This window comes from Pseudomonas sp. Z1-12, assembly GCF_051132015.1.
GTDB lineage: Bacteria > Pseudomonadota > Gammaproteobacteria > Pseudomonadales > Pseudomonadaceae > Aquipseudomonas > Aquipseudomonas zanjanensis.
In genome coordinates, this window is the sequence record NZ_CP071647.1 from 1,204,108 (window position 1) to 1,217,265 (window position 13,158).

12 protein-coding genes are annotated in these 13,158 nt (G+C 61.5%); 3 read left to right on the forward strand and 9 right to left on the reverse strand.

Going from position 1 to position 13,158, the window contains the following annotated elements; genetic code table 11:
- Positions 1–35: 35 nt before the first annotated feature.
- Positions 36–671: a TetR/AcrR family transcriptional regulator gene (locus J3P85_RS05210; RefSeq protein WP_434705118.1), complete on the reverse strand. Its 636-nt coding sequence runs from the start codon at positions 669–671 to the stop codon at positions 36–38.
- Between the two features lie 93 nt (positions 672–764).
- On the opposite strand from J3P85_RS05210, the gene J3P85_RS05215 reads away from it, so the two are divergent.
- Together J3P85_RS05215 and J3P85_RS05220 are read left to right on the forward strand one after the other, a co-directional pair.
- Positions 765–1,865: an efflux RND transporter periplasmic adaptor subunit gene (locus J3P85_RS05215; protein WP_434705119.1), complete on the forward strand. Its 1,101-nt coding sequence runs from the start codon at positions 765–767 to the stop codon at positions 1,863–1,865.
- Positions 1,866–1,870: 5 nt separating this feature from the next.
- On the forward strand, positions 1,871–4,936 hold the full coding sequence (locus tag J3P85_RS05220) for an efflux RND transporter permease subunit (RefSeq protein WP_434572114.1): 3,066 nt from the start codon (positions 1,871–1,873) through the stop codon (positions 4,934–4,936).
- A 195-nt stretch (positions 4,937–5,131) separates the two neighbouring features.
- Here J3P85_RS05220 and J3P85_RS05225 read toward each other — a convergent pair whose 3' ends face one another.
- The 5 genes from J3P85_RS05225 to plsB form a co-directional block, all read right to left on the reverse strand.
- Positions 5,132–5,821, reverse strand: a complete 690-nt coding sequence (locus tag J3P85_RS05225) for a DUF4197 domain-containing protein (protein WP_434705120.1) — start codon at positions 5,819–5,821, stop codon at positions 5,132–5,134.
- 30 nt (positions 5,822–5,851) lie between these two features.
- Positions 5,852–6,256, reverse strand: a complete 405-nt coding sequence (locus J3P85_RS05230) for a YbaY family lipoprotein (protein ID WP_186705484.1) — start codon at positions 6,254–6,256, stop codon at positions 5,852–5,854.
- Between the two features lie 93 nt (positions 6,257–6,349).
- A complete protein-coding gene (locus J3P85_RS05235) occupies positions 6,350–6,724 on the reverse strand; it encodes a hypothetical protein (RefSeq protein ID WP_434705121.1) in 375 nt (124 codons plus the stop codon).
- 163 nt (positions 6,725–6,887) lie between these two features.
- A complete protein-coding gene (locus J3P85_RS05240) occupies positions 6,888–7,190 on the reverse strand; it encodes a hypothetical protein (RefSeq protein WP_434705122.1) in 303 nt (100 codons plus the stop codon).
- 188 nt (positions 7,191–7,378) lie between these two features.
- Positions 7,379–9,877 (reverse strand): glycerol-3-phosphate 1-O-acyltransferase PlsB, encoded by a 2,499-nt coding sequence (plsB, locus tag J3P85_RS05245; protein ID WP_434705123.1) that lies wholly within the window; start codon positions 9,875–9,877, stop codon positions 7,379–7,381.
- A gap of 250 nt (positions 9,878–10,127) precedes the next feature.
- Here plsB and J3P85_RS05250 point away from each other — a divergent pair, with 250 nt between their 5' ends.
- Entirely contained in the window at positions 10,128–10,337 is a 210-nt protein-coding gene (locus tag J3P85_RS05250) for a cold shock domain-containing protein (RefSeq protein WP_207965472.1), read from the forward strand.
- A 214-nt stretch (positions 10,338–10,551) separates the two neighbouring features.
- Here the strand turns inward: J3P85_RS05250 and J3P85_RS05255 are convergent, their stop codons facing one another.
- The 3 genes from J3P85_RS05255 to dapE form a co-directional block, all read right to left on the reverse strand.
- On the reverse strand, positions 10,552–10,929 hold the full coding sequence (locus tag J3P85_RS05255) for a hypothetical protein (RefSeq protein WP_434705124.1): 378 nt from the start codon (positions 10,927–10,929) through the stop codon (positions 10,552–10,554).
- A gap of 79 nt (positions 10,930–11,008) precedes the next feature.
- The gene (locus tag J3P85_RS05260; RefSeq protein WP_434705125.1) at positions 11,009–11,818 is read right to left on the reverse strand and encodes a putative RNA methyltransferase; all 810 of its coding nucleotides are present in this window, start codon (positions 11,816–11,818) and stop codon (positions 11,009–11,011) included.
- Entirely contained in the window at positions 11,818–12,969 is a 1,152-nt protein-coding gene (gene dapE, locus J3P85_RS05265) for a succinyl-diaminopimelate desuccinylase (protein ID WP_434705126.1), read from the reverse strand. The genes J3P85_RS05260 and dapE overlap by 1 nt, the downstream gene beginning before the upstream one ends.
- Positions 12,970–13,158: the final 189 nt, after the last annotated feature.

A 13,158-nucleotide genomic window follows, 5' to 3' on the forward strand; every position in this document is an offset into this window, starting at 1 on the left:
TTGCTCGCGATGAGGCCCTTTCAGCCAGCGAAAGGCTAAGGCCGATAAGCCCGCATGAACAACCCCACCACTTCCTGCACATGGGCCTCGGCGGCTTCGGGTTCCGGGGCCGGGCCGCAGCCGGACAACAAGCGGAAATTCGCCGCGCCCTTGATCAGGCAGAAGAAATGCTCGGCGGCATTGCGCGGTTTATCGATGCTCAGGGCGCCGCTCTGGTTGACCTTGGTCAGCAGCCGCTCCATGCCTGAGAGCATCCGTTGCGGACCGGCTTCGTAGAAAATCGTCGACAGCTTCGGGTCCTGGCTGCCCAGGGCCATGATCAGGCGATGCAGGTTCAACGATTCATCGCTGTTGATCAGTTGATTGAACCCGCGGGCAATGTTCAGCAACACGTGTTCGATCGGAACGCCGTCAGGCCATTCGTAAAACAGCGATGGCACCTGCTCTTCACATTTGGCCATCACGGCAGCGGAAAACAGCGTCTCCTTGTCGTTGAAATGGCTGTAGACCGTCAGCTTCGAAACGCCCGCCTCGGTGGCGACGGCGTCCATGCTGGTATTGGCATACCCCATGCTCAGGAACAGGCGTTTCGCCGCGTCGAGAATAGCCTGGCGCTTGGCCAGGTCCTTGGGGCGGCCAGGACCGCTGGGGGTTGGAGGATTGTTCGACATTCTTCGCTTTAATACTGGACTGGTGAGTTTGCTATTAATAACATACTCGCCAGTATAATTATTCCAAGCACCATTAGCGAAAGGTCACTCGCCATGTTCCGCTATGCCCTGCCCCTCGCCATGCCAGTCGCCCTGGCTTTTTTATTGTCTGCGTGCGGTCACGACGAGCCGGTGCCCGTCGCCGTGCGTCCTGCCATGGTGGTCAAACCCGAGCCGTCGGCCCAGGCGATGGACAGTTACCCGGGCGAAGTGCGGGCACGTTTCGAACCTGAACTGGCCTTTCGCATTGGCGGCAAGGTGAGCCGACGACTGGTGGAAGAGGGGCAGCGGGTCAAGGCCAATCAATCGCTGGCCGAGCTCGACCCCGAGGATGTGCGCCTGCAACTGGAAGCGACCCGTGCCCAGGTTGCTGCCGCCGAGGCCAACCTGAACCTGGTCCGCGCCGAACGTGACCGCTACAAGACCTTGATGGAGCGGCAGATGGTCAGCCGCTCCCAATACGACAACGCCGAAAACCTCTACCGCTCCGGCACCGCGCGGCTCAAGCAGATCAAGGCCGAGTTTGATGTCGCCAACAACCAGGCCAGCTATTCGGTGCTGCGTGCGCCCCAGGATGGCGTGGTGGCCCGGCGCTCGGTGGAAGTCGGGCAGGTGGTTTCGGCCGGGCAAACCGTTTTCACCCTGGCCACCGATGGCGAGCGTGAAGTGCTGATCAGCCTGCCGGAACAGGGCTTTGGCCGGTTCAAGATTGGCCAGCCGGTGTCGGTCGAGTTGTGGAGCCAGCCTGACCAGCGCTTCAGCGGGCGGATTCGTGAGCTGTCGCCGGCCGCCGACCCCAAGTCCCGCACCTTCGCCGCCCGCGTGGCCTTCACCGCCGGCAGTGTTCCGGCGGAGCTGGGCCAAAGTGCCCGGGTGTTCATCCAGACGGCTGAAAAGGCGCCGCTGTCAGTGCCGCTATCAGCCCTCACTGCCGAGAATGGCGCCACCTACGTCTGGGTCGTCAACCCGGACAACACGGTCAGGAAAGCCCCGGTGCGCGTGGGTGCCTTCGGCGAAAAAACCGTGCCAGTGCTCGAAGGCTTGAGCGCCAATGACTGGGTGGTGGCGGCTGGCATACATGTGCTCCTCGACGGCCAGCAGGTGCGGCCGGTGGATCGCTCCAACCGCGTGGTCAACCTGGCGGCCAAGGAGTAGTCCCAATGGGTTTCAATCTTTCCGAATGGGCGTTGCGTAACCGCCAGATCGTACTGTTCCTGATGCTGTTGCTGGCCATCGTCGGGGCGCTTTCCTACACCAAGCTCGGCCAGAGCGAAGACCCGCCGTTCACATTCAAGGCCATGGTCATTCGCACCGTGTGGCCGGGAGCGACGGCCGAGGAAGTGTCGCGCCAAGTCACCGAGCGTATCGAAAAGAAGCTGATGGAAACCGGCGATTACGAAAAGATCGTCTCGTTCTCCCGCCCGGGGGAATCCCAGGTGACTTTCGCGGCGCGTGATTCCATGCATTCGGCGCAGATTCCCGAGCTGTGGTATCAGTTGCGCAAGAAGATCGGCGACATCCGCCACACCTTGCCGCCGGATGTCCAGGGGCCGTTCTTCAACGATGAATTCGGCACCACCTTCGGCAATATCTACGCGCTGACTGGCGAAGGCTTCGACTATGCCGTGCTCAAGGACTACGCCGATCGCATTCAGCTCCAGCTGCAGCGGGTCAAGGATGTGGGCAAGGTCGAACTGATCGGTTTGCAGGACGAGAAGATCTGGATCGAGTTGTCGAACGTTAAGCTGGCGACCCTCGGCCTGCCCTTGGCGGCGGTCCAGCAGGCCCTTGAAGAGCAGAACACGGTTTCCACCGCCGGCTTCTTCGAAACCGGCAGCGAGCGTTTGCAGCTACGGGTCTCGGGGAATTTCCAGACCGTGGAAGAGATCCGCAACTTCCCGATCCGGGTCGGCGACCGGACGTTCCGTATCAGCGACCTGGCGGATGTGCGCCGCGGTTTCAACGACCCGCCGGCGCCCCGCATGCGCTTCATGGGCGAGGACGCCATTGGCCTGGCCGTGGCGATGAAGCAAGGCGGGGATATCCTGATTCTGGGCAAGGCCCTTGAGGTCGACTTTGCTCGCCTCCAGAACTCACTGCCGGCCGGCATGCAATTGCACAAGGTGTCGGACCAGCCGGCGGCGGTGAAAACCGGGGTCGGTGAGTTCGTCCAGGTGCTGGTGGAAGCCCTGACGATCGTGTTGCTGGTGAGCTTCTTCTCCCTCGGGTTGCGCACCGGGATGGTGGTGGCCCTGGCGATTCCGCTGGTGTTGGCGATGACCTTCGCCGCCATGTATTACCTGGGGATCGGCCTGCACAAGATTTCCCTCGGTGCGCTGGTATTGGCCCTGGGGCTGCTGGTGGACGACGCGATCATTGCGGTGGAGATGATGGCGATCAAGATGGAGCAGGGCTTCGACCGGATCAAGGCGGCCAGCTTCGCCTGGACCAGCACCGCATTCCCGATGCTCACTGGTACGTTGATCACGGCGGCGGGCTTCCTGCCGATCGCCACCGCGCAATCGGGCACCGGCGAATACACCCGTTCGATTTTCCAGGTGGTGACACTGGCATTGCTGGCCTCTTGGGTGGCCGCCGTGGTGTTCGTGCCGTACCTGGGGGAAAAGCTCCTGCCGGACCTGGCGAAAATTCACGCGGCCAAACATGGCACGACTGACGGCCAGACCGACCCTTACGGCACGCCGTTCTATCAGCGTGTCCGGCGGATGGTGGAGTGGTGTGTGCGTCGGCGCAAAACCGTCATCCTGCTGACCGTGCTGTTGTTTGTCGGCTCGGTGGCGTTGTTCCGTTTCGTGCCGCAGCAGTTCTTCCCGGCATCGGGGCGGCTGGAACTGATGGTCGACTTGAAACTGCAGGAAGGCGCCTCCCTGAGCAATACCGCCGAGCAGGTCAAGCGCCTGGAAGCGCTGCTCAAGGACCATGCCGGCATCGACAACTACGTGGCCTACGTCGGCACCGGTTCACCGCGCTTCTACTTGCCCCTGGATCAACAGTTGCCGGCTTCCAGCTTCGCCCAGTTCGTGGTGCTGGCCAAGACCATCGAAGACCGCGAGCCGTTGCGCAGTTGGTTGATTTCGACCCTGAACGAGCAATTCCCGACCCTGCGCTCGCGAGTCACGCGCCTGGAAAACGGCCCGCCGGTCGGCTATCCGGTGCAGTTCCGCGTCACGGGTGAACACATCGAGGAAGTCCGGGCCTTGGCGCGGAAAGTGGCGACAAAAGTTCGCGAAAACCCCTACGTGGTCAATGTGCACCTGGACTGGGAGGAGCCGAGCAAGGTGGTGTACCTCAACGTTGACCAGGACCGCGCCCGGGCCCTGGGCGTCAGCACCACCCACCTGGCGAGTTTCCTGCGCAGTTCCCTCACCGGCTCCAGCGTCAGCCAGTACCGGGAAGACAACGAACTGATCGAGATCCTGCTGCGCGGTACGGTGCATGAGCGCACCGAGTTGTCGTTGCTGCCGAGCTTGGCGGTGCCGACCGACAACGGCAAGAGTGTTGCCTTGTCGCAGATCGCGACGTTGGAATACGGTTTCGAGGAGGGCGTGATCTGGCACCGCAATCGGCTGCCGAGCGTGACCGTGCGGGCCGATATCTACGGCAAGGAACAACCGGCGACCCTGGTGCAACAGATCTTCCCGACCCTGGACCCGATTCGCGCCGAACTGCCGGACGGTTACCTGCTGGAAGTGGGCGGTACGGTGGAGGATTCGGCCCGTGGCCAGAAATCGGTGAATGCCGGTGTGCCGTTGTTCATCGTGGTGGTGCTGACGCTGCTGATGCTGCAACTGCGCAGCTTCTCACGCACGGCCATGGTGTTCCTTACGGCGCCCCTGGGATTGATCGGCGTCACGCTGTTCCTGCTGGTGTTCCGCCAGCCGTTCGGCTTCGTCGCCATGCTGGGCACCATTGCGCTGTCGGGGATGATCATGCGCAACTCGGTGATCCTGGTGGACCAGATCGAGCAGGACATCAAGGCGGGGCTGGCACCTTGGCAGGCGATCATCGAAGCCACGGTGCGGCGCTTCCGCCCCATCGTGCTCACCGCACTGGCGGCGGTGCTGGCGATGATCCCGCTGTCGCGCAGCTTGTTCTTCGGGCCGATGGCGGTGGCGATCATGGGCGGCCTGATCGTGGCCACGGCGTTGACGCTGTTGTTCCTGCCGGCGTTGTATGCGGCGTGGTTCAGGGTCAAGAAAACCTGATCAACAGGTGTACACCTAACCTGTGGCGAGGGAGCTTGCTCCCGCTCGGTTGCGCAGCAACCGCAAAAGCTTGGGGCCGCTGCGCAGCCCAGCGGGAGCAAGCTCCCTCGCCACAGGATCGTGGTTTTTCAGATAGAGACTGTACTCATCGCGAGCAAGCTTGCTCCCACAGCTATTAATTTTTGTGGTGGGGGCTTAGAGCGTACCGAACACCTTCTTCGCCAAACTGGTCGCAGCCGCCGCCGGGTTCTGGCGAATGGTGGCTTCCTGCTTGCCGATCATGTCGAACAGCCCGTCCAGCGCCTGTTCGGTCACGTAGTTTTCGATGTTGGCGCTCTTGGCATCCAGCACGCCGAAAGTGGCGGCCTGGCCGGCGAAGGCATTGTATTGCTGGGCCAGGCCGACCTTGTCAGTAGCTTGCTTGACGATGGGCAGGAACTTGGCGCGGATCTGCTCGCGGCTGCTCTTGTTCAGGTATTGCGTGGCCGAGTCGTTGCCGCCGCTCAAGATGCCCTTGGCATCGCTTACGCTCATGTTCTTCACGGCATTGACCAGGATCGGCTGGGCCTGGACCACTGCCGCCTCAGCAGCCTGGTTCATGCTGGTTTCCAGTTGATCGACCTGCTCACCCATGCCGAAGGCCTTCATCTTGCTGGCAACTTTGCCCAGCTTGCCTGGCAGTTCGATCTTCACGTCCGGGTTGTTGCTGAAGCCGCCGGGAGTGCCGAGTTGCTTGACCGCCACCTGCGCGCCTTGGGTCAAGGCGTCCTTGAGGCCACCCGTGGCATCTTGTTGCGACAGGTCGCCCAGGGACAGGGCCATGGCATTGGCGCAGATCAACAGGCCGGCACACAGGCCGGTGAAACGAAGGGTAGGGCGGAGCATGGCAGCTTCCTTGATGGAATTTAAAAGGAATCAGCGTGCGGCGTTGACGCGAATCTTCAACGGCTGCGGATCTTTGCCATCGAGTTGGACCGTATGCTGTTCAGTGGTGATGAACATCAACTGGCCGTCCACTTCGATGCGGGCGCTCACGGCATAACGATGGCCGGGCTTGACCTGGTTGGCATCATAACTGAGGTGGAACGGCAACGGGACCTGGCCTTTGACCGGGCCGCGCTGCTCATCGAGCACCACCGCGGGAGCGTCGGCCAGGGAAACGTCCTGCAGGCTCACGCTCAAGGTGGCGTTGGGCGGCAGGGCGATGCGTTGCAGATAGAAGACTTCGCCATCGAGGCTGGCGACGGAGGCGGCGGGTGGCGTTGATGATTGGCACGCGGCCAGCAGTGAAGTGAATGCAAGCAGAAGACATTTTTTCATGTGGAAGTACCTTTCCTTTGACGCCAGCAACACGCTGGCGCCAAAGAGAATCTGGAGGATTCGGCACTGAAAATCCAGCCGAAACGTAACGACTCAGACGTTGGACGCGATCGAACGATCAGTTTCATTGGCCGACGAGGGCGCCAGGCTCAGATCGATCTCAACGTCTTGTTCGCCTCCATTCCAAATGAAGGTGTGTTCGTTATCGGCTAGAAGGTCAGTGCCTTCATGGTTGATTTGCATCTTCACCGAGAACTCGTCCCCTGGGACAGCCGGGTCGAAACCGGGAACGATGTGGAAGGAAAAGACCAGAGGTGTTCCCGCCGGAAATACGTTGGAGCTGATGGCAGGATAGGTGCCTGGCAGACCGGTCTTTTTTTCGATGGAAATTGCATAATCCCCTGCGCCTGTTTGTGGGACTTGATAATCGTCTGGCAGACGCAGTGTTACGTTGATTGCGTGTTTCATGAACTGAATTCCTTTTCAATACGTCGAGATTGACGTGAAGCCATCCTGGACTGCTATCCAAGTGTTTTCTGTAGGTGTTTTCTTCGTTCGGTGTCGCTTTCACCGTTACGTAGCGTCGGATTAATTAATCGGAAGAATGCAGCTGTCTTGCACTTCGCTACCGTCATTGTGCTGAAAGCTGGACATCAACTTCCTGATCGCCGCCATTCCAGGTAAAGGTATGCTCGGCAGACAGGGAAGTGGGAGCGTATCCGTCGATTCGCGCGCTCACCGTAAACGCTTCCTCTGGGCCAGCAACGTCGCTGTCAACGGTGAAGGTGACGATCCATGGCGTTTTCGGCGCTTGGTTAGAGCCGATACCGGCGGATGTACAAGGCGTTGTGAGAGTCACGTAAGTGCTGCCATTTCCAGGGGGCTGATAGCCGTCTGGCAGGTGAATGGTTGCGGTGATGGTATGCAGGTTCATGTTGAATTCCTTTTCAATACGTCGAGATTGACGTAAGCCCATCCTAGAGAGCTGCTCCAAAGTTCTCTGTAGGTCCTTTCTTCGTTTGACGTCACTTTGGCCGCTGCGCAACGTCGGAGTAGGCCTGGCGATTGACCCACTCACTCACCAGAACCGTTCCATGGTTCACGGTGAGTGAGCGGCATCCCTCAAAGGTCGGGGCTGACGGCAACTTCCGCCGCGTCTTCACTGCGATGCAACGCCACCTGGCGGATCGACAGGCGAATTTCCGCCGGCAGCACGCGCTTGGCCGCACCTTCGGCCAGTTCCCCCAGCAGCTCGTGGTAGCTGAGTTTGCCGGCCTCGTCGCGGCGCAGCACGTCGAGGTCGAGCATCGTCTGGATAAAGTGGCGGAACAGGCTCTTGTCGAAGAACTCCGGCGCATTCAGGCCATGCAGGATCGACAGGCGCTGGGCCATGACGGTGCAGAGGTCTTCCAGTTCTTCGGCGCTGACGGTGTTTTGACCGCTGTTGAGCAGCAGCGAGACGGTCATGTAGAAGCGCTGCAAGGTCTGGGCGATGCTTTTCGACAGCAACGTCAGCAGCACGAAGTGCCGCGAACTTGGCGCCGGACGCAGGTACAGGTCGTTTTCGAAACGCAGCAGGCCCTGTTCGACGAACGCGTCGAGCCACTGATCGACCACGCCGTCCAGTTCTTCCAGCGACCAGCGAATGAACAGCTCCGATTGCAGGTACGGGTACAACGCATGGGTGTAGCGCAGGATCTGCTCGCGGCTCATGCGCGAGCTGCTCTGGAAGAAGCTCGCCAGCAACGCCGGCAGGGCGAAGATGTGCAGCACGTTGTTGCGGTAGTAGGTCATCAGCACCGCGTTCTGCTCGTCCAGGTACAGAATCTTGCCTAGGGCATCGCTCTGTTCCGACAGCAGGTCCATGCCCTTGACGTGCTTGATCAGTGCTTGGCCATCGCCTTCGGGCAGGGTGGTGTGGGGCGAGTACGGGACTTTGCGCAACAACGCCAGGTACAGGTCGAGCACCCGGGCCATGGCGCGGTCGTCCAGGGCCAGGCGGCTGGTGGACAGCAGCGCCAGGGCGACAAGGTTGACCGGGTTGATGGCCGCGGCTTCGTTCAGGTGCCGGGCCACGCGTTCGCCGAGGCGGTGGGTGGTCGCGTTGAGCCAGGCCGGTTTGAATTGCGGGCCCAATTCCTGTTGGCGCCAATCCGGTTGTTCGCTGTCGAGGAATTCCGCCAGCTTGATGGGTTCGCCGAAGTTCACCGCCACCTGGCCGAAGCGCTGCTTGAGGGCGCCGATGACCTTGAAGATGTCGAAGATCGATTCTTTTTTCTTGCTGGCCCCGCGCAGTTCGCCCAGGTAGGTGCGGCCTTCCAGTACCCGTTCATAACCGATGTAGACCGGCACGAAGACGATGGGCATGCGTGACGAACGCAGGAAGCTGCGCAGGGTGATGGCGAGCATGCCGGTCTTGGGTTGCAGCATGCGCCCGGTGCGCGAACGACCGCCCTCGACGAAGTATTCCACCGGAAAGCCTTTGGTGAACAGCGTATGCAGGTATTCGTTGAACACCGCGGTGTAGAGTGGGTTGCCCTTGAAGGTGCGGCGCATGAAGAACGCCCCGCCACGGCGCAGCAGGCCGCCGATCACCGGCATGTTGAGGTTGATGCCGGCAGCGATGTGCGGTGGCGTCAGGCCGTTGCGAAACAGCAGGTATGACAGCAGCAGGTAGTCGATGTGGCTGCGGTGGCACGGCACATAGATGACTTCGTGGCCCTGGGCGACGTTCTGCACGCCTTCGATGTGGTTGACCTTGATGCCGTCGTAGATTTTGTTCCAGAACCAGCTCAGCACCACTTCCAGGAAACGGATCGCGGTGTAGGTGTAGTCCGAAGCGATCTCGTTGCCGTAGCGCAGGGCCTGGGCCTTGGCTTTTTCCGGGGAGATCTTTTCCCGCTCGGCTTCCTCGACAATCGCCTGCTTGACCAGCGGCTGGTTCAACAGGCCCTTGACGAGGTGGCGTCGGTGGGAGATGTCGGGGCCGATGACCGCCGCCTTCAGATTGCGGAAGTGCACCCGCAGGATCCGCTGGGCCATGCGCACGGTGCGTTCGTGGCCCTTGTCGTGTTCGATCAATTCGCGCAGGTGGATCGGCGCGGAGAATTGCACGCGGGTCTTGCGCCCCAGGATCATGATGCTCAGCAGGCGACGCAGGCGCCCGGTGACGGCCCAACTGTCGGCAAACAAGAGCTTCCAGGGGCTGGATTCGCTGTCCGGCGATTGCCCCCAGAACACGCTGACCGGGATGATCTGTGCATCTTCGGCGGCGTTGTGGGTCAGGGCGTCGACCAGCCGCGTCAGGGTGGGCGGCGCACCGCGCTTGTCCTGGCGTCCGATCCAGTCTGGCGCTGGCGTCAGGTAGAAAAACGCCGCCGGCTCCAGCAGATTGCCCACCGAGACCGGCAGCACCGGACGGGGCAGGCCGGCCTTGGTGCATTCGGTGTCGAGCACCGCCAGGTCGGTGAGCGATGGATCTTGCAGGACGTAGAACACCGGACGACTGCGGTCGAGGTTGAGGGTGAAGGACGACTGGTTGATCGTCTCGGAGCGAACCCAGAGGTACAACAGTCGGCGCAGGGTGCCAAACACAAGACGGCGGAACGGGGAGCGGGTCATACGGCTTCTGCATGAGTGGATAAAACCGAGCGGCTGCTCGGGCCCGCTAGTGTGCCGGATTCATCGAAAATCGGCAAAAAAGCGCCGAAGTAAAGTCAGTTGAGAGTTTTTCCGGGTGTCATATACTCGGCCGGTTACTGCTCTGGCCTTCTCCATGGACGGCCGGACGGTGGCTTGGGTTCGTACGGCTTTGCCTTTTGCGGTTGGGCGGGAAAAGCCGACTTAATAATAAGAGATGGGAGTGAGCATCATGGCAGCACGGGAAACCGGCAGTGTGAAGTGGTTCAACGACGCGAAGGGTTACGGCTTCATCCAGCGTGAAGGCAGCGCGGATGTATTCGTGCACTACCGCGCGATTCGCGGCGAAGGCCACCGTTCACTGACTGAAGGCCAGCAGGTCGAGTACGCGGTGGTGGAAGGGCAGAAGGGCTTGCAGGCTGAGGATGTGGTGGGGTTGTAACCCGCATTTGCTAGCTATACAAAACCCATTGTGGGAGCGAGCTTGCTCCCACAGTTTTGAATGGGGTGCCACATAATTCGTGCCCACCACATATCCCCTGTGGGAGCGAGCTTGCTCGCGATGACGGCGTTACATTCAACATCACCGTCTCAGGCAGACCGCTATCGCGAGCAAGCTCGCTCCCACAGGGGGCTTCGGTGGGCTGAGGTCAGCGTTACGCCGTCTTCCAGGTAATCTCTTCTTCCCCATCGGCGCTGATGCGAATCCAGCGGTCCGCCGATTCTTCCCCTTCTTCTTCCACCCAGGAGCCAGGCGCGCAGCGCACTTCGACGTTCAGCGCGGCGAAGGCGGCGCGGGCGCAGGCGATGTCGTCTTCCCACGGGGTCTGGTCGCTTTCCAGGTACAGGCTGTTCCATTTGCCCACGGCCTTGGGCAGCCAGGTCACCGGGATGTTGCCGGCCTTGCACTTGTAGGTCTGGCCTTTCTGTACCCAGTCGCTGCAAGGCCCCAGGGCTTGGCTGAGCCAGTGGGCAATGGCCTTGTGGTCGACGTCGGCGTCCTTCAGGTAAATCTCGATATCGGGTTGGCGCATGGATGTCCTCGCTGCGGTCTTGAAAAATCCATTCGCGGATTTAACTGGCCCCAGGCGATTGCCCGAGGCCTAAAGGTCATTATTGAAGAATGAAATAATCGTAGCGCATCGACACCGTGACTTCGAACGGCTCGGCCTGCTCGATCACGCTGGCACGGCGTTCGGCACTGGCGCGCCAGCCATGGGGCGTCATCGCCAGCAGGTTGGCGCGGTCCTGGCCATCGGCGAGCACCAGTTTGAATTCGAGGGTTTCGCTGTGATCCAGCGCCATGCCCGGTGGTACCAGGGCCAGGTGCTTGTCGTCGGTGTATTCGCGCACTTCGTCGTAGAGACGCTCGCGCAATTCCATCAGGTGACCGGCGGTGGGGCCGACTTTCATCAGTCCGCCGCCGGGGCTGAGCAAACGCTTGGCCTCCTGCCAGTCCAGCGGGCTGAAAACGCTGGCCAGGAACTGGCAACAGCCGTCCGCCAGCGGCACCCGGGCCATGCTGGCGATCAACCAGGTCAGTTGCGGGTTACGCTTGCAGGCTCGTTTGACCGCTTCGCGAGAGATGTCCAGGGCATAGCCATCGGCATTGGGCAGCGCTTCGGCAATTTGCGCGGTGTAGTAACCCTCGCCGCAACCGATGTCGAGCCAGCGCCCAGGCGCGCGTTCGGCGGCCAGCTCGGCCAGGCGCCGGGCGACCGGGGCGTAATGCCCGGCGTTGAGAAAGTCGCGGCGAGCCTCGACCATCGCCTGGTTGTCGCCAGGGTCGCGGCTGTTCTTGTGCTGCACCGGCAGCAGGTTCAGGTAACCCTGCCGCGCACGGTCGAACCGATGCCCGGCCGGGCACACCACGCCGTTGTCCACCGCGTTCAGCGGTTCACTGCAGATCGGGCAGGCGAGCATCAGGCGAGCAACTTGATCAGCGTCTTGTAGTAGATCTCGGTGAGCACGTCGAGATCGGCGGCCAGCACACGCTCATTGACTTGGTGGATGGTCGCGTTGACCGGCCCCAGTTCTACCACTTGCGTGCCCATGGTGGCGATGAAACGACCGTCGGATGTGCCGCCGCTGGTGGAAGCCTTGGTCTCGCGTCCGGTCACGTCCTTGATGCTCGACGACACGGCGTCCAGCAAGGCACCTGGCTCGGTGAGGAATGGCAGGCCGGACAAGGCCCAGTCGATGTGCCAGTCCAATTGATGCTTGTCGAGGATATCGGCGACGCGCTGTTGCAGGCCTTCGACGGTGGATTCGGTGGAGAAGCGGAAATTGAACACCGCCTCCAGGTCACCGGGGATCACGTTGGTCGCACCGGTGCCGGAATTGAGGTTGGAGATCTGGAAACTGGTCGGCGGGAAGAAATCGTTGCCGTGGTCCCAGTGCTCGGCGGCCAATTCAGCCAGGGCCGGCGCGGCCAGATGGATCGGGTTCTTCGCCAGGTGTGGATAAGCCACGTGGCCTTGCTTGCCGCGTACGGTCAGCTTCGCGCCGAGGGAGCCGCGACGACCATTCTTGACCACATCGCCCACCAACGTGGTACTCGACGGCTCGCCGACGATGCACCAGTCCAGGCGTTCCTGGCGGGCCTTGAGGCGTTCGACCACGGCTTTGGTGCCGTGGTGGGCCGGACCTTCTTCATCGCTGGTGATCAGGAAAGTCAGCGAGCCCTTGTGATCCGGGTAGTCGGCGACGAACCGCTCGGCCGCCACGACCATCGCCGCCAGGCTGCCTTTCATGTCCGCCGCGCCACGACCGCAGAGCATGCCCTGTTCGTCGATGACCGCATCGAACGGGTCGAGCTGCCAGGCCTGCACCGGACCGGTCGGCACCACGTCGGTGTGCCCGGCGAAGCACAGCACCGGGCCGTCATGCTTGCCATGGCTGGCCCAGAAGTTATCCACATCCTCGATGCGCATCGGCTCAAGCTTGAAACCGGCGTCGCCCAGGCGCTGCATCATGATGTTTTGGCAATCGGCATCCACCGGCGTCACGGACGGACGGCGGATCAGGTCGCAGGCGAGTTGCAGGGTCGGCGAGAGGTCGGCGTGGGCCGTCATGAAAGCTCCGGGAATATAGTGTGAACGCAAGGCTTGTGCAGGCGCGGGCGGGCTCGCGCAAAATGGCGGTTATCTTATAGCAAAACGACCCTCATGGGCCCCTGGCGGGGGACAGGTGGAACACAAAACCTGTGGGAGCGAGCTTGCTCGCGATGGCGGTGGATCAGTCGATACTCTATTGACTGGACT

What these genes read in the sequence shown, in the direction of transcription:
- plsB (WP_434705123.1), bottom strand. Translation starts at nt 9,877, where the DNA reads ATGACCCGCTCCCCGTTCCGCCGTCTTGTGTTTGGCACCCTGCGCCGA.
- J3P85_RS05240 (WP_434705122.1), bottom strand. Translation starts at nt 7,190, where the DNA reads ATGAACCTGCATACCATCACCGCAACCATTCACCTGCCAGACGGCTAT.
- J3P85_RS05255 (WP_434705124.1), bottom strand. Translation starts at nt 10,929, where the DNA reads ATGCGCCAACCCGATATCGAGATTTACCTGAAGGACGCCGACGTCGAC.
- J3P85_RS05230 (WP_186705484.1), bottom strand. Translation starts at nt 6,256, where the DNA reads ATGAAAAAATGTCTTCTGCTTGCATTCACTTCACTGCTGGCCGCGTGC.
- J3P85_RS05250 (WP_207965472.1), top strand. Translation starts at nt 10,128, where the DNA reads ATGGCAGCACGGGAAACCGGCAGTGTGAAGTGGTTCAACGACGCGAAG.
- J3P85_RS05215 (WP_434705119.1), top strand. Translation starts at nt 765, where the DNA reads ATGTTCCGCTATGCCCTGCCCCTCGCCATGCCAGTCGCCCTGGCTTTT.
- J3P85_RS05225 (WP_434705120.1), bottom strand. Translation starts at nt 5,821, where the DNA reads ATGCTCCGCCCTACCCTTCGTTTCACCGGCCTGTGTGCCGGCCTGTTG.
- J3P85_RS05235 (WP_434705121.1), bottom strand. Translation starts at nt 6,724, where the DNA reads ATGAAACACGCAATCAACGTAACACTGCGTCTGCCAGACGATTATCAA.
- dapE (WP_434705126.1), bottom strand. Translation starts at nt 12,969, where the DNA reads ATGACGGCCCACGCCGACCTCTCGCCGACCCTGCAACTCGCCTGCGAC.
- J3P85_RS05210 (WP_434705118.1), bottom strand. Translation starts at nt 671, where the DNA reads ATGTCGAACAATCCTCCAACCCCCAGCGGTCCTGGCCGCCCCAAGGAC.
- J3P85_RS05260 (WP_434705125.1), bottom strand. Translation starts at nt 11,818, where the DNA reads ATGCTCGCCTGCCCGATCTGCAGTGAACCGCTGAACGCGGTGGACAAC.
- J3P85_RS05220 (WP_434572114.1), top strand. Translation starts at nt 1,871, where the DNA reads ATGGGTTTCAATCTTTCCGAATGGGCGTTGCGTAACCGCCAGATCGTA.